The organism is Streptomyces sp. NPDC048331 (assembly GCF_043201215.1).
Classification (GTDB): domain Bacteria; phylum Actinomycetota; class Actinomycetes; order Streptomycetales; family Streptomycetaceae; genus Streptomyces.
This window is the reverse complement of sequence record NZ_JBICYT010000008.1, coordinates 212,391-226,479: the sequence shown is the minus strand read 5'-3', so window position 1 is coordinate 226,479 and position 14,089 is coordinate 212,391. Positions and strand designations below refer to the sequence as shown.

Here is a 14,089-nt window from a genome sequence, read left to right as displayed (position 1 = left end):
ATGTGCCCTGAGGGGGAGACGTACCAGCATGGCTGCCAACGCCATCGACCAGACCCGCCGGATGCTGTCCCTGGTGACCTACCTGCGCGAGCGCCCCGGTGCGCACGTCGCGGACGTCGCGCGCGCTTTCGGGATCACCGAGGACGAGCTGATCTCGGACCTCGACGTGCTGCCCATGTGCGGGACGAGCTTCCGGGGCGGGGACCTGCTCGACATCGACACCGACGGGGAGCGCATCTGGTGGCGCAACCCCGACGCCTCGGGGGAGTCCACCGCGGAGCCGCTGCGGCTGGCCGCCGACGAGGCGACCGCGCTGCTGGTGGCGGCCCGCGCGGTGGCCACCCTGCCCGGGCTGCGTGAGAGCGACCGGGACGCCCTGCTGCGGGCCACCGCCAAGCTGGAGGCGGCCGCGGGTGAGGTGGCCGGGGCGAGCTCCCGGCTGTCGGTGACCTTCGAGTCCGAGGGCGGGGTCTTCGCGGACGTCGACCGGGCCATCGCGGAGCGCCGGCGGCTGTGGCTGCGCTACTACTCGCCCGCGCGGGACGAGCTCACCGAGCGCAGGGTCGACCCGATCCGGCTCTTCGCGGTGGGGCACACGTACATGGAGGGCTGGTGCCACCTCTCGGAGGCCCGGCGCACCTTCCGTCTCGACCGGGTCGCGGAGATCAAACTGCTGGACGAGCGGGCCGAGCCGCCCGCCATCGAGCCGCGTGACCTGTCCGAGGGCCTGGTGCAGCCGGCCGCCGAGGACCCGGAGGTCGTGGTCGAGGTGGAGCCGGGCGGGCGCTGGGTCGCCGAGTACTACCCGCACGACAGCGCGGAGGAGCTGCCCGGGGGTGGTCTGCGGATCACCCTGCGCAGCCCGGACCCGGCCTCGCTCCGCAGGCTGGCGCTGCGGCTGGGCCGGGAGGGTCGGATCGTCGCTCCGTCCGAGCTGGCGGACAGCGCGCGCAGCGCCGCCCGGGAGGCGCTGGCGGGGTACGGGGAACAGGTCTGAGGGGAGCGCGGTCGATGTCGCCAACGTCCGGGCCCGTCGCCTTCAAGGCCTCCTGTCCCGACTGCCGTGCCCGCTTCGAGCTGGACCCGGCCGCCCTGCGGCTGGCCATCGGCGGCAGCCGGCGGGCCACGTTCTACTCCTTCACCTGCCCTGAATGCGGTGCCTCCGTACGCAAACCCGCCGGGGAGCGGATCGTGGAACTGCTCACCGGTGGTGGCGTGAGCACCCTGCGCAGCATCTGACCCGGCGGGTGGCCTAGGCTCGGCCCATGCTGTGGCCGATGTTCGCAATTGTCCTGGGTTTCCTCGGAGTGGCCGTGCTCGCCGTGCTCGCGGTGCGGGTGTACGTGGAGGTGCGCAGGCTGGCGTCCCAGGTGGCGCAGGCCAGCCGCCGGATCACCGACGCCTCGGCGGATCTGGAGCAGGCGGCTGTCGATCTGGCCCGGACGGGACACGGCGTACGTCCCTGACGCGGGCACGAATGGGTGTGACCGGGGCATAGCCGACCTGCCAGGGTGCAAGCGGAACGACCCCCGGGGATTGCCGGGCGTTAACCCCCTGGGGTTACGATCCTCGGTAGAGCAAGTCCTGGGCGCCCGTCCGGCGTGCTGTGAACCTCGGAGAGAAGGAAAAGACCTATGGGCAACTTCAGGGGTTGGGAAATCCTCGTCATCGTCGGACTGATCATCCTGCTGTTCGGCGCCAAGAAGCTCCCCGACATGGCCCGCTCCCTCGGCAAGTCGGCGCGCATCCTCAAGAGCGAGGCCAAGGCCATGAAGAAGGACGGCGAGAGCGACGACGCCGCCACCGCCGCGCCCGCGGACCAGTCCGCCCAGCAGCCGGTCGCCCCGCGCACCATCCAGGCCGCGCCGGGTGACGTCAGCAGCTCGCGTCCGGTGAGCGAGCCGAACCGCACCGCCCAGGGCTGACACCCGCCGTACACGCAGTCATCTGCGACGAGACAAGGGACGTGGGTTGCTCAACTCTGCCCGCAAGCAGGAGAAGAAGGAACGACAGGCGAAGGACGCCGAAGGGCGCATGCCTCTCGTCGAGCACCTGCGTGAGCTCCGAAACCGCCTGCTGAAGTCGGTCCTGGCGATCGTGGTGATCACGATCGTCGCCGCGTTCTTCTACCGGGAGATCATCAACTTCCTGTTGAAGCCGATGCTGGACTCCGTCGGCTGCACGGATGGTGTGGTGACCCAGCGCAACGGTCGTCCCTGCGCCGACATGACCGTGAACGGCCTGATCTCGGCGTTCTCGATCGCCCTGAAGGTCGCACTGATGGCCGGTGTGGTGCTGTCCGCCCCGGTGTGGCTCTACCAGCTGTGGGCGTTCGCCGCGCCCGGGCTGCACAGTCACGAGAAGAAGTACGCGCGGAGCTTCGTCGCGGTCGGCGCGCCCCTCTTCCTGACCGGCGCGGTGATCGCGTACAAGATCCTCCCGCAGACCGCGACGATCATGCTGGAGTTCACCCCCGATCACGCGCGCAACCTGCTGCCGGTCGACGACTACCTGGACCTGGTCACCCGCATGGTGATCGTGTTCGGCCTGGCCTTCGAGCTGCCGCTGCTGCTGATCCTGCTGAACTTCACCGGTGTGCTCACCGGCAAGCGGCTGGCGAGCTGGTGGCGGGGCATGGTCCTCGGCATCACGATCTTCGCCGCCTTCGCGACCCCCACCGGCGACCCGCCGACGATGCTCGCGCTGGCCGTGCCCATCGTGGCCCTCTACTTCGCCGCCCTGGGGATCTGCCTCCTCAACGACCGCAGGCGTCGGCGCAACGACCCCGACGCGGACCTGAGCGACGACGAGGCCTCCCAGCTGGACCTGACCCCGGCGCCGATCGGTGAACTGGAGTCGGTCCCGGCTCCCGCGGGGCTGCCCGAGCAGTCCGACGGCGGACGCCAGCGGATCAACGGTTACGACGACGCGACCTGAGCGGTGCGCCCCCGGCCGCGGCCGGGGAGCGCCCCTGCCGGGGGCGGCCGAGACCCGGGAACGGGCTCCGGTACATTCCCGAGGATGAGTCACGAGGTCACCCTCTTCGTCAATCCCACAGCCGGACGCGGCCGGGGCGCGCACGCCGCGCAACCGGCCGCTTCGGCTGTCCGGGCGGCCGGCTTCTCCGTACGGACCGTCGTGGGCACCGACGCGCCGGACGCGCTGGCGCGGCTCATGGCCGCCGTCCGGGAGGGCACCGGCGCGGTGATCGCGGTGGGCGGTGACGGGGTGGTCTCCCTGGCGCTCCAGGCCCTGGCCGGGACACCGGTGCCGCTCGGGGTGGTCGCGGTGGGCACCGGCAACGACTTCGCCCGGGCGATGGGCCTGCCCGTGCGGGAACCGGCGCGGGCCGGGCAGCTGGCCGCCGAAGCCGTCAAGGAGAGCCGGATCCGGGAGATCGACCTGGGCCGGGTGGGCGGCGCCGACTACGAGAAGTGGTTCGGGACGGTGCTGTGCTCGGGCTTCGACTCGCGGGTCAACGACCGGGGCAACCGGATGCGGCTGCCGGTCGGCCGGTTCAAGTACGACCTGGCGATGATCGCGGAGCTGGCCGCCTTCCGGCCGTTCCCGTACCGGATCACCCTGGACGACGGGCCGGTGATCGAGACCGAGGCCACGCTGGTGGCCGTCGGCAACGGATCCTCCTACGGCGGGGGCATGCGCATCTGCGCGGCCGCCGTCCCCGACGACGGGCTCTTCGACGTCACGGTGGTCGGCGACTGCAGCAGGGCCACCCTGCTCACCGTGTTCCCGCAGGTCTACAAGGGCCGCCACCTCGACCATCCCAAGGTCACCGTCCACCGGGCCAGGAAGATCACCCTGGAGGCGGCGGGGCTGTCCGCGTACGCGGACGGCGAGCCGCTGGGGGTGCTGCCGGTGACCGCCGAATGCGTTCCCCGGGCCGTCCGGCTGCTCACTTAAATGATCGCGACTGTTGTCAGAGGTGGCGGGTAGGCTCGACAGCAAGATGACCGAAGAACTCTCACCCGCCGAGCGGTACGCCGCTGCCCGGATCCGCGCCGCCGAAGAGGCCTCTGCCCTGGCCCCCTTCCGCGAGATGTACGACTTCGACCTGGACCCGTATCAGGTCGAGGCATGCAAGGCGCTGGAGGCCGGCAAAGGCGTCCTCGTCGCCGCCCCGACCGGCTCGGGCAAGACCATCGTCGGCGAGTTCGCCGTGCACCTGGCCCTCCAGCAGGGCCGCAAGTGCTTCTACACGACGCCGATCAAGGCGCTGTCGAACCAGAAGTACGCCGACCTCGTCAAGCGCTACGGCGCCGACAAGGTGGGCCTGCTGACGGGCGACAACAGCGTCAACTCCGAGGCGCCGGTGGTCGTGATGACCACCGAGGTGCTCCGCAACATGCTGTACGCGGGCTCCCAGTCGCTGCGCGGCCTCGGCTACGTCGTGATGGACGAGGTCCACTACCTCTCCGACCGGTTCCGCGGAGCCGTCTGGGAGGAAGTGATCATCCACCTCCCCGAGTCGGTGACCCTGGTCTCCCTGTCGGCCACCGTGTCCAACGCCGAGGAGTTCGGCGACTGGCTGGACACCGTGCGCGGGGACACCGAGGTGATCGTCTCCGAGGAGCGGCCCGTACCGCTGTGGCAGCACGTCATGGCCGGCCGTCGGATCTACGACCTCTTCGAGGAGGAGTCCGACCACGGTGGTCGCGGCTCCGCGCGCCGGGAGGTCAATCCCGACCTGCTGCGCATGGCCCGCGAGGAGAACAGCCGGACCTACAGTCCGAAGGACCGGCGGCGCGGGAAGATGGTCCGCGAGGCCGACCGCGAGCGCGAGCGGCGCTCCCGCGGCCGGATCTGGACCCCGTCCCGCCCCGAGGTCATCGCCCGCCTCGACAACGACGGGCTGCTGCCCGCCATCAACTTCATCTTCAGCCGGGCCGGCTGCGAGGCCGCGGTCCAGCAGTGCCTGTTCGCGGGCCTACGGCTCAACGACGAGTCCGCGCGGCTGCGGGTCCGCGAGATCGTCGAGTCGCGGACCGCCTCCATCCCCACCGAGGACCTGCACGTCCTGGGGTACTACGAGTGGCTCGAAGGGCTGGAGCGGGGCATCGCCGCGCACCACGCGGGCATGCTGCCCACCTTCAAGGAGGTCGTGGAGGAGCTCTTCGTCCGCGGCCTGGTCAAGGCCGTCTTCGCCACGGAGACCCTGGCGCTGGGCATCAACATGCCCGCGCGCACGGTGATCCTGGAGAAGCTCGTCAAGTGGAACGGCGAGCAGCACGCCGACATCACCCCCGGCGAGTACACGCAGCTGACCGGCCGGGCCGGGCGGCGCGGTATCGACGTCGAGGGCCACGCGGTGGTGCTCTGGCAGCGCGGGATGGACCCGGCGGGTCTCGCCGGGCTCGCCGGTACTCGTACGTATCCGCTGCGATCCAGCTTCAAGCCGTCGTACAACATGGCCGTGAACCTGGTCAGCCAGTTCGGCCGGCACCGCTCGCGCGAGCTGCTGGAGACCTCCTTCGCGCAGTTCCAGGCCGACCGCTCGGTCGTCGGGATCTCCCGGCAGGTGCAGCGCAACGAGGAGGGCCTGGCGGGCTACCAGGAGGGCATGACCTGCCACCTGGGGAACTTCGAGGAGTACGCGCAGCTGCGCCGTGACCTCAAGGACCGGGAGACGGACCTGGCCAAGCAGGGCGCGGCACAGCGCCGGGTGCAGGCGGCCAGTTCGCTGGAGAAGCTCAAGCCGGGCGACATCATCCACGTGCCGACGGGCAAGTTCGCCGGGCTCGCGCTGGTCCTGGACCCGGGCGTGCCGGCCGGGCGGGTCAACGGGCACCGCGGGCACGAGTACGCCGAGGGCCCGCGTCCGCTGGTGCTCACCGCCGAACGGCAGGTCAAGCGGCTCGCCGCGATCGACTTCCCGGTCCCGGTGGAGGCGCTCGACCGGATGCGGATCCCCAAGACCTTCAACGCGCGCTCGCCGCAGTCCCGTCGGGACCTGGCGTCCCAGCTGCGGACCAAAGCCGGGCACATCACGCCGGAGCGTCGCCCCCGCGGCCGGGCCGCGGCCGCCGACGACCGCGAGATCGCCCGGCTGCGCAGCGAGCTGCGGGCGCATCCCTGCCACGGCTGCGACGAGCGGGAGGACCACGCGCGCTGGGCGGAGCGTTACCACCGGCTCCAGCGGGACACCCAGCAGCTGGAGCGGCGGATCGAGGGCCGGACGAACACCATCGCCCGCACCTTCGACCGGATCCACGCACTGCTGACCGAGCTGGACTACCTGCGCGAGGACGAGGTCACCGTGCACGGCAGGCGACTCGCCCGGCTGTACGGGGAGCTGGACCTGCTGGCCTCCGAATGCCTGCGCGCCAAGGTGTGGGAGGGGTTGAGCCCGGCCGAACTGGCGGCCTGTGTCTCGGCGTTGGTGTTCGAGGCGCGGCAGTCCGACGACGCGGTCGCCCCGAAGGTGCCGGGCGGCGCGGCCAAGGCGGCGCTCGGCGAGATGGTCCGGATCTGGGGCCGGCTCGACGCGCTGGAGGAGGAGCACCGCATCAACCAGGCGGAGGGCGTGGGCCAGCGCGAGCCGGACCTCGGCTTCGCGTGGGCGGCCTACCAGTGGGCCTCCGACAAGAGCCTGGACGAGGTGCTGCGCGAGGCGGAGATGCCGGCCGGTGACTTCGTGCGCTGGTGCAAGCAGGTCATCGACGTGCTCGGGCAGGTCGCAGCGGCGGCTCCGGCTGCCTCCGGGGACAGCGGGAGCACGGTGGCGCGCAATGCCCGCAAGGCCGTGGACGCGCTGCTTCGGGGTGTAGTGGCCTACAGCTCGGTCGGATAGCCGGTTTTGGGGCTTCCTCCGAGAGCGGGGATGGCTCGATCTGATCTCTTGCCATGATCGAATCGGCGTGCTCTGTGCGACGATCGATGCCATGAGCGGGGAAGCGGACGATGGTCCGAGACGGGTCGGTCGGCCACGTGCCGACCGGCTGAGACCGGAGAGCGGCCGGCCGCCGCGCGAGGAACTCCTCTGCGCGGCGGCCGAGTTGTTCGCCGACCAGGGATACGCGGCGACCACCACACGGGCCGTCGCCGAACGGGCCGGGATGCGCCAGGCCACGATGTACCACTACTTCGGTGGCAAGGAGGAACTCCTCGCCGAACTGTTGGAGTCCACGGTCGCGCCCTCGTTGGTGCTGGCCAGGCAACTGCTCGCGGACGACGGGCGATGCGCCGCGCGGAGGCTGTGGGAGCTGTGCCGCTCCGACGTCCTGCTGCTGTGCGGTGGCCCGTACAACCTGGGGGCGCTCTACCTGCTGCCCGAACTGGGCGGCTCACGCCTCGCGCGGTTCCGCCGGATGCGTGGTGAACTCAAGGACGCCTACCGGGTGCTGCTCGCCGGAACCCGCGTCGGCGGCGAACTGGCCGAGGACAAGGCGGGGCTGACGCTCCGGGGCGACCTGGTCTTCGGGCTCATCGAGGGCGTCATGCTGATCCACCGCACGGATCCGGCGCGCCCGGTGACGGTCTTCGCGGAGGCCACGGCCGACGCGGCCCTGCGCATCGCGGGCGTCGGCCCGACCGGCGCCTAGGATCCGGCCTCCCAGCCCGCCCGGTCGTCCCAGGCCTGGAGGGTGCGGTCGCTCTCGAAGCGGTGCACGCGCGCGGTCACCGGGTCGGTGAACGCCAGTACCCGGGCCAGGAGTTGCAGCGGCCTACGGTAGTCGTCCGGGGCCGGGTCGGTGACCTGCGGATACACCGGGTCGCCCAGGATGGGCAGGCCCAGGCCGTTCATGTGCACCCGCAGCTGATGGGTGCGGCCGGTGCGCGGCGTCAGCCGGTAGCGGCCCAGTCCGCTGCGGGAGTCGACGAGTTCGACGAGGCTCTCGGCATTGGGCTCGCCGCCCGGCACCTCCACCGCCGCCATGACCCCGCGGGCCTTCTCGATCCGGCTGCGGACCGTACGCGGGAGGGTGCGGGCGAGCGCCGGGTCGTGGGGTGCGAGGGCCTCGTACTCCTTGTGCACCTCGCGCCGCTGGAAGAGCAGCTGGTAGGCGCCGCGGTCCTGCGGCCGGACGCTGAACATCACCAGCCCCGCCGTCAGCCGGTCCAGCCGGTGCGCGGGGCTGAGGTCGGGCAGGCCCAGCTCCGCGCGGAGCCGGGCCAGGGCGGTCTCGGTGATGTGGGAGCCGCGCGGGGTGGTGGCCAGGAAGTGCGGCTTGTCCACGACCAGCAGGTGCGCGTCCCGGTGGATCACGGAGATCGGGAAGGGCACCCGCGGCTCCGGCTCCATGTCCCGGTGGAACCACAGGTAGGCGCCCGGCTCGTACGGGTCCTCCGCGCGCAGCACCCGCCCGCCGGGGCCCAGTACCCGGCCCGAGGCCAGCAGGCGGGCCACGGAATCGGCGCCGCGGGTGCCCGCGTAGCGCGCCGCGAGGTAGTCGCCGAGGTCCGGCCATGTCCCCTCGGGGTCGGGCGGCAGCCGCAGCCGGACCGGGTCGATACCGGCGCGCTGGGGGAGGGGCGAGGTCGGTGGCTGGGCTCTGCGTCTCATCGGGGAACAGGCTATGCGGCTACTGCTGGGTGAAGGTGCCCAGGTGTTCGGCGTCGAGGTACTCCACGCGCAGAGTGCCGTCGGCGAAGATCACTCCGGTGCGGCCGACCGCGTTCTCGCCCTGGGTCACGAAGCTGAAGGTGTCCCCGTCGTAGTGGGTCAGCGGGAAGCGCAGGGGCTTGGGGCCGAGCGCCAGGGTGAGCGCGCCCTTGTCGTCGGCGGTCACGGTGGCCTTGCCGTAGTAGGGGTTGTCGTACGTCCCGATGTACGCGGCGCTGTCCTGGGCCGGTTGCGCGCCCTTGGGCGGGTGGGCGTAGTCGGTGGTCGACGCGCCCGGGGCCGCGAGGGCCGCGGCGTACGCGGAGGCGGCCAGCGGGAGCCAGTCGGTGGAGACCTTGCCGTGCTCGGCGTAGTCGAAGAAGTCCAGGGCCACGGCGTCCGGCAGGCCGACCGGGGCGCCGTTGGTCAGGACGACGATGCCGAGCTTCTCCAGCGGGAGCATGGTGACGTTGGTGTTGGCGCCGAGTTCGAAGCCGCCGGAGTGGCTCAGGCGCAGGCGGCCGGCCTGGTCGTAGCCGACGTTCCAGCCGAGACCGTAGAAGCTGGTGGTGCCGATGGCGTTGGTCGGCTGGGACACGATCTCGGGCAGGTGGGTCCGGGCGAGGGTGTCGGCGGGGATGATCCGCTTCCCGTCGAGGGTGCCGCCGGCCAGTTGCAGCCGCAGCCAGCGGGCCATGTCGGTGGCGGTGGAGCTGATGCCGCCGGCCGGGGACTGGGCGTCGGGGTCGCGGACGAAGCGGGGGCTCCAGGTGACGGCGCCGGTGTCAGGGTTGATCGTCTTGACGTGGGTGGAGGCATGGTCGGGGGCGTTGATGAAGTCGTCGAACTCGGTGCTCGTACGGGTCATGCCGGCGGGCTTGAAGAGGGTGTCGGAGCTGAGCTTCTGCCAGCTGGTGCCCTTGGCGCGGGCGACGGCCTCGGCGGCCGCGGTGAGCCCGAAGTTGGTGTAGGCGTAGCTCGCCCGGAACGGGGTGAGGGGCTCCAGGCGCAGGTGGTCGAGGATGTACGCCTGGTCGTAGCCGAGGTCTTCGAGGAGGTCGCCGGCGTGGTCGGGGAGGCCGCTGCGGTGGGAGAACAGATCGGCGGTCGTGACGTGGTCGCTCACCCAGGGGTCCTTCAGGGAGAACCCGGGCAGGACGGCGCGGTCGTCCCACTCCTGGGGGTCGGTCAGGGCGCCGGCCACGATCGTGGAGGAGACGGGCTTGGACACCGAGGCCAGCTGGAACACGGTGTCCGGGCCCACCTCGGCGCTCTCGCCGGTCCGGCGCAGCCCGTAGCCCTTGAGGTGGACGACCTTGTCGTTGTGGACGACGGCCACGGAGACGCCGGGGACGCCGGTGCGGCGCATCATGTCCTCGACGGTGCTGTCGAGGCGGGCCACGGCCTTGTCGACGGCGGCGTCCGTGATCTGGGGCTTCGGGGCGGGCGGTGGGGTGGGCGCTGCCGTGGCCGGCAACGCCGCCGCCGCGGTGAGGAGCACCGTGGCCCCGGCTGCCCCGAGGGCGGGGAGCGTACGCATGGAGCTATTGTCCCGCCGGGTGTCGCCGGCCGCGCGTCGCCGTCCGACGGTGTGCGGATCGGCGGTGCGGCGCCTTTGCCGGGGGCGGCGCCCCCGGGCCCCCGCGCCTCGAACGCCGGCGGGGTGCCTGCGGGGTGCTGCGGGGCGAAACCTTCAGGCGGCCGCGCGGTGTTCCTGTTCGGCCTCCACCGAGGCGTTCCAGTCGCGCTTGATCGCGCGCCAGCCCTCGTCCGTCTCGCCCAGGCGCCAGTAGCCCGAGATCGACAGGCGCTCGCGCGGGACGCCGCGCTCCATGCGCAGGTGGCGGCGCAGTTCCTTGACGAAGCCGGCCTCGCCGTGGACGAACGCGTGAACGTCGGCGGAGGGGAACTCCATGGAGGTGACGGCCTCCACCAGGGCCTCGCCCACCGGGCGGTCGCCGCGGTGCAGCCAGATCGGGACGATGCCGTCCGGGGTGGCGACCTTCAGCTCGTCGGCCGGGCCGTCGATCTCCACGAACGCATGGACCCGTGCGCCCGCCGGCATCCGCTCCATCGCGGCCGCGATCGCCGGCAGGGCGCTCTCGTCGCCCACCAGGAGGTGCCAGCCGGCCACCGGGTCCGGGGCGTAGGCGCCGCCCGGGCCGAGGAAGCGTACGAGCTCGCCCGGCTGCACCCGCGCAGCCCAGGGGCCCGCCAGGCCCTCGTCGCCGTGGACCACGAAGTCGAGGGTCAGCTCCAGGTGCGCGGGGTCCCAGTTCCGTACCGTGTACGCGCGCTGGCGCGGCCACTGCGCCCGGGGGAAGTCCGCGCGGATCCGGTCCAGGTCCCACGGTGCGGGGTAGTTCACGCCGACCGGGGCGAACAGCAGCTTCACGTAATGGTCGGTGTACTCGCCCGCGTCGAACTCCCGGAGGCCCTCACCGCCCAGCACGATCCGCACCATGTGCGGCGAAAGCCGCTCGGTGCGTACGACGACGGCGGTGCCGACGGTGCGGGCGCGTCCTTCTGCCACGGTGACTCCCCTGACTCCACGAAACTTAGCCTTACCTAAGTTATCACCTCATGGGCGCAGCACGCTGCTCAGGCGAGCGACTGCGCCACCCAGACCCCACCGATGGGCTAGCGCGTCCACCAGTTCGGGCTGTGCCGGGGCCGTCGGCAGGGCCGGGTCGAATACCGGCAGCGGCACGTCCGAGGCCACCTGGACCACCTTCGGCGCCACCGCCAGATAGGGCCGGGACTCGTCCAGGCGCTTGCGCTGGGTCGGGGTCAGCTTCGACTTCGGGTCGTCGATCGCCGACATGATCCCGGCCAGGGTGCCGTACGCGTCCAGGAGTTTCGCGGCGGTCTTCTCGCCGATGCCGGGGACGCCCGGCAGGCCGTCGCTCGGGTCGCCGCGCAGCAGCGCCAGATCCGCGTAACCGGGGCCGTCCACCCCGTACTTCTCACGGAGCCACGCCTCGTCGGTCACTTGCAGGGTGCCGACGCCCTTGAGCGGGTACAGCACCCGCCGCTGCCGGGCGTCGTCCACCAGCTGGTACAGGTCCCGGTCGCCGGTGACGATGTCCACCGGGCCGCTCGCGCGGGCGGTGAGCGTGCCGATCACGTCGTCCGCCTCGTACCCGGCGACCCCGACCCGGGCGATGCCGAAGGCGTCCAGCGCGGCCTCGATGATCGGCACCTGCGGGGCGAGCGTGTCCGGGGTCTCCTCCACGTCGGGTCCGGTCCCGGTCTCCTCGGCCACCCGGTGCGCCTTGTAGGAGGGGATCAGCTCCACCCGCCAGTGCGGCCGCCAGTCGGCGTCCATGCACGCCACCAGATCGTCCGGCCGGTGGTCCTGGACGAGCCGGCCGATGAAGTCGAGCAGCCCGCGCACGGCGTTGACCGGGGTGCCGTCGGGGGCCTTCACCGAGTCCGGCACACCGAAGTACGCGCGGTAGTAGAGGGAGGCGGTGTCCAGGAGCATCAGGCGTCGTGTCGTCACGCAGTCGATGATGCCGCAACGCGCCCCGTGGATGTCCCGGCCGGTCGGACGCCCCGCGCCGCGACGGACAGTGATCGCGTGCGTACGGGAACAGCCGTGCACGCGAAACCGGAGGCGGTTGCTGCGTAAGGTGCTTACAGCACACCGATGTGCGACAGACATGGGGAGGGCAGCCCCGACATGAACGACAGGGACGGCATCGACGGCACCGATGGCATGGACGGCAAGCTGAACGACAGGGATGACAAGAGCAAGGACAAGGACGGCAAGGAGCCGCTCCGGGTGGGCGTGGCCGTGCGCAAGCGGCGCCGCGCGCTCCATCTCACGCTGGCCGCCGTGTCGGCGCGCAGCGGCCTGTCGGTGCCCTTCCTGAGTCAGATAGAGAACGAACGGGCCCGGCCCAGCATGCGCTCCCTGGAGCGGGTCGCGGACGCGCTGGAGACCACCGCCGTCGAGCTGCTGGCCGCCTCCGACACCGCGCGCACGGTGGACCTCGTACGGGCCGGTGACGCCTCCGGGCTCACCCCGTTCCCGGGCGTACGGCCCCTGGTGCGGGGGCACCACCAGCTGCACGCGATGGAGTTCACCGGGGACCAGGACGCCGGACGCGAGTACCAGCACCGCAACGACGAACTGATGTACGTGGTCGAGGGCGCCTGTCAGGTCGAAGCGGAAGGGCGGGCCTACCGGCTGGAGAGCGGGGACGCGCTGTTCCTGTCCGGCGGTGTGCGCCACCGCTGGCGGGCGGTCACCGAGGACACCCGGATCCTGGTCGTCGCGGTGGGCGAGCACATCCACGCGACCTCCGAGCCCCCGTCGCCGGGACACTGAGCGGCGTGCGGCGGGTCGTCTCGCTGGTGCCCTCGCTGACCGAGGCGGTGGCCGTGAGCGCGCCGGGTCTGCTGGTCGGGGTCACCGACTGGTGCACGCACCCCGGGGACCTCGGCGACGCGGTGCGCGTCGGGGGGACGAAGAACCCCGACGTACGGCGGATCACGGAGCTCCGGCCGGACCTGGTGATCGCCAACGAGGAGGAGAACCGGGCCCCCGACCTGGAGGCGCTGCGGGCGGCCGGGGTCGAGGTGTTGGTCACCGAGGTACGGGACCTCCCGCAGGCTCTGCGGGAGCTGGATCGGGTACTCGTGGGGGCGCTGGGGCTGACGAGGCCGGGGTGGCTGGCGGACGCGGAGCGGGCGTGGGCCGGGGCGGGGCCGGTCGGTGTGCGTGCCGCCTCCGCCTTCGTGCCGATCTGGCGGCGGCCGTGGATGGTGCTGGGGCGGGACACCTTCGCGGGGGACCTGCTGGCGCGGCTGGGCGTGCGCAACGTCTACGCCGGTCATGCGGAGCGGTATCCGCGGGTGCCGGTGGAGGAACTCGCGGCGGCCGGCTGCGACCTGGTGGTGCTGCCGGACGAGCCGTACCGCTTCACGCGGGAGGACGGCCCGGAGGCTTTCCCGGACCTACCTGCGGCGCTGCTCAGTGGGCGGCATCTGACCTGGTACGGGCCTTCGTTGGCGGAGGCCCCGCGGGTGCTGGCGGAGGGGTTGAGCGCGGCGCGCTGATGTCGGCGCCGCTTCGGAGGCTCCGGCCGGGCGGTGGTTCCGGGGCGCTGCGGTTCGGCTCCGGCCGGGCGGTGGTTCCGGGGCTCCGCCCCGGGCCCCGCGCCTCAAGCGCCGGCGGGGCTGGTGGTGTGGGTCGGTGCCCCGGTGGAGTGTCTCCTCGGCTCGCGCGGTACGGCATGTCTCGGCGGTGGGTCGGTGGTGCGCGCTCGTCCTGCGGGGACACTCCACCGTGTCCCCGCCCCACGGCGGTGCGTTCGACAGTGCCCCCGAAGCCACCCCGACGCGTGGGGAGTGGGGACGGGCAGGGGTGTCCCCGCAGGACGAGGCGCCACCACCGACCCACGGCCGAGACATGCAGCACGCGCCGAGCCGAGGAGATACCCCTGCCCGGCCCCACGGACCCGCCCGCGCCGTGATCGGATCCCGCCCGGCGTGAGGGACCGGCCCCGGCCGAAGGGGCGG

14 protein-coding genes are annotated in these 14,089 nt (G+C 72.2%); 10 read left to right on the top strand and 4 right to left on the bottom strand.

Translation table 11 applies throughout. The annotated features are described in order from the left end of the window. Positions 1-28: 28 nt before the first annotated feature. The 8 genes from ACGFYY_RS15295 (at position 29) to ACGFYY_RS15260 (ending at position 7,559) form a co-directional block, all read left to right on the top strand. A complete protein-coding gene (locus tag ACGFYY_RS15295; RefSeq protein ID WP_393709556.1) occupies positions 29-997 on the top strand; it encodes a helix-turn-helix transcriptional regulator in 969 nt (322 codons plus the stop codon). A gap of 14 nt (positions 998-1,011) precedes the next feature. Beyond that, a complete protein-coding gene (locus ACGFYY_RS15290) occupies positions 1,012-1,239 on the top strand; it encodes a hypothetical protein (RefSeq protein ID WP_365275549.1) in 228 nt (75 codons plus the stop codon). A 26-nt stretch (positions 1,240-1,265) separates the two neighbouring features. Continuing rightward, positions 1,266-1,466, top strand: a complete 201-nt coding sequence (locus ACGFYY_RS15285) for a hypothetical protein (RefSeq protein ID WP_365275552.1) — start codon at positions 1,266-1,268, stop codon at positions 1,464-1,466. Positions 1,467-1,634: 168 nt separating this feature from the next. Next, complete coding sequence (tatA, locus tag ACGFYY_RS15280; protein ID WP_365275554.1) at positions 1,635-1,925, top strand: Sec-independent protein translocase subunit TatA; 291 nt, start codon at positions 1,635-1,637, stop codon at positions 1,923-1,925. 46 nt (positions 1,926-1,971) lie between these two features. Further along, positions 1,972-2,937 (top strand): twin-arginine translocase subunit TatC, encoded by a 966-nt coding sequence (gene tatC, locus ACGFYY_RS15275; protein WP_393709552.1) that lies wholly within the window; start codon positions 1,972-1,974, stop codon positions 2,935-2,937. A gap of 84 nt (positions 2,938-3,021) precedes the next feature. Further along, a complete protein-coding gene (locus ACGFYY_RS15270; RefSeq protein ID WP_393709550.1) occupies positions 3,022-3,921 on the top strand; it encodes a diacylglycerol kinase in 900 nt (299 codons plus the stop codon). A 46-nt stretch (positions 3,922-3,967) separates the two neighbouring features. After that, positions 3,968-6,808 carry a DEAD/DEAH box helicase gene (locus ACGFYY_RS15265; RefSeq protein ID WP_393709548.1) on the top strand — a complete coding sequence of 947 codons (2,841 nt, stop codon included), beginning with the start codon at positions 3,968-3,970 and terminating at the stop codon, positions 6,806-6,808. 91 nt (positions 6,809-6,899) lie between these two features. Then, positions 6,900-7,559 (top strand): helix-turn-helix domain-containing protein, encoded by a 660-nt coding sequence (locus tag ACGFYY_RS15260; protein WP_393709546.1) that lies wholly within the window; start codon positions 6,900-6,902, stop codon positions 7,557-7,559. On the opposite strand, the gene ACGFYY_RS15255 is transcribed toward ACGFYY_RS15260, so the two are convergent. From ACGFYY_RS15255 to ACGFYY_RS15240, 4 genes are all read right to left on the bottom strand, one after another. Further along, a complete protein-coding gene (locus ACGFYY_RS15255) occupies positions 7,556-8,521 on the bottom strand; it encodes a pseudouridine synthase (RefSeq protein ID WP_393709544.1) in 966 nt (321 codons plus the stop codon). The two genes, ACGFYY_RS15260 and ACGFYY_RS15255, sit on opposite strands and share 4 nt — an antisense overlap. A 19-nt stretch (positions 8,522-8,540) precedes the next feature. Continuing rightward, positions 8,541-10,100, bottom strand: coding sequence for a serine hydrolase (locus tag ACGFYY_RS15250; RefSeq protein WP_393709542.1), 1,560 nt, complete (start codon positions 10,098-10,100; stop codon positions 8,541-8,543). 153 nt (positions 10,101-10,253) lie between these two features. Next, positions 10,254-11,093: a siderophore-interacting protein gene (locus ACGFYY_RS15245; RefSeq protein WP_393709540.1), complete on the bottom strand. Its 840-nt coding sequence runs from the start codon at positions 11,091-11,093 to the stop codon at positions 10,254-10,256. Between the two features lie 48 nt (positions 11,094-11,141). Continuing rightward, positions 11,142-12,047 carry a 5'-3' exonuclease H3TH domain-containing protein gene (locus ACGFYY_RS15240; protein WP_393709596.1) on the bottom strand — a complete coding sequence of 302 codons (906 nt, stop codon included), beginning with the start codon at positions 12,045-12,047 and terminating at the stop codon, positions 11,142-11,144. A gap of 234 nt (positions 12,048-12,281) precedes the next feature. Here ACGFYY_RS15240 and ACGFYY_RS15235 point away from each other — a divergent pair, with 234 nt between their 5' ends. Further along, on the top strand, positions 12,282-12,896 hold the full coding sequence (locus ACGFYY_RS15235) for a helix-turn-helix domain-containing protein (RefSeq protein ID WP_051774094.1): 615 nt from the start codon (positions 12,282-12,284) through the stop codon (positions 12,894-12,896). After that, on the top strand, positions 12,893-13,627 hold the full coding sequence (locus ACGFYY_RS15230; protein ID WP_393709594.1) for a helical backbone metal receptor: 735 nt from the start codon (positions 12,893-12,895) through the stop codon (positions 13,625-13,627). The genes ACGFYY_RS15235 and ACGFYY_RS15230 overlap by 4 nt, the downstream gene beginning before the upstream one ends. Positions 13,628-14,089: the final 462 nt, after the last annotated feature.

Coding starts and splice junctions, on each gene's coding strand:
- ACGFYY_RS15285 (WP_365275552.1), top strand. CDS start 1,266: ATGCTGTGGCCGATGTTCGCAATTGTCCTGGGTTTCCTCGGAGTGGCC.
- ACGFYY_RS15250 (WP_393709542.1), bottom strand. CDS start 10,100: ATGCGTACGCTCCCCGCCCTCGGGGCAGCCGGGGCCACGGTGCTCCTC.
- ACGFYY_RS15240 (WP_393709596.1), bottom strand. CDS start 12,047: ATGCTCCTGGACACCGCCTCCCTCTACTACCGCGCGTACTTCGGTGTG.
- ACGFYY_RS15235 (WP_051774094.1), top strand. CDS start 12,282: ATGGACGGCAAGCTGAACGACAGGGATGACAAGAGCAAGGACAAGGAC.
- ACGFYY_RS15260 (WP_393709546.1), top strand. CDS start 6,900: ATGAGCGGGGAAGCGGACGATGGTCCGAGACGGGTCGGTCGGCCACGT.
- ACGFYY_RS15295 (WP_393709556.1), top strand. CDS start 29: ATGGCTGCCAACGCCATCGACCAGACCCGCCGGATGCTGTCCCTGGTG.
- ACGFYY_RS15270 (WP_393709550.1), top strand. CDS start 3,022: ATGAGTCACGAGGTCACCCTCTTCGTCAATCCCACAGCCGGACGCGGC.
- tatA (WP_365275554.1), top strand. CDS start 1,635: ATGGGCAACTTCAGGGGTTGGGAAATCCTCGTCATCGTCGGACTGATC.
- ACGFYY_RS15255 (WP_393709544.1), bottom strand. CDS start 8,521: ATGAGACGCAGAGCCCAGCCACCGACCTCGCCCCTCCCCCAGCGCGCC.
- ACGFYY_RS15265 (WP_393709548.1), top strand. CDS start 3,968: ATGACCGAAGAACTCTCACCCGCCGAGCGGTACGCCGCTGCCCGGATC.
- ACGFYY_RS15290 (WP_365275549.1), top strand. CDS start 1,012: ATGTCGCCAACGTCCGGGCCCGTCGCCTTCAAGGCCTCCTGTCCCGAC.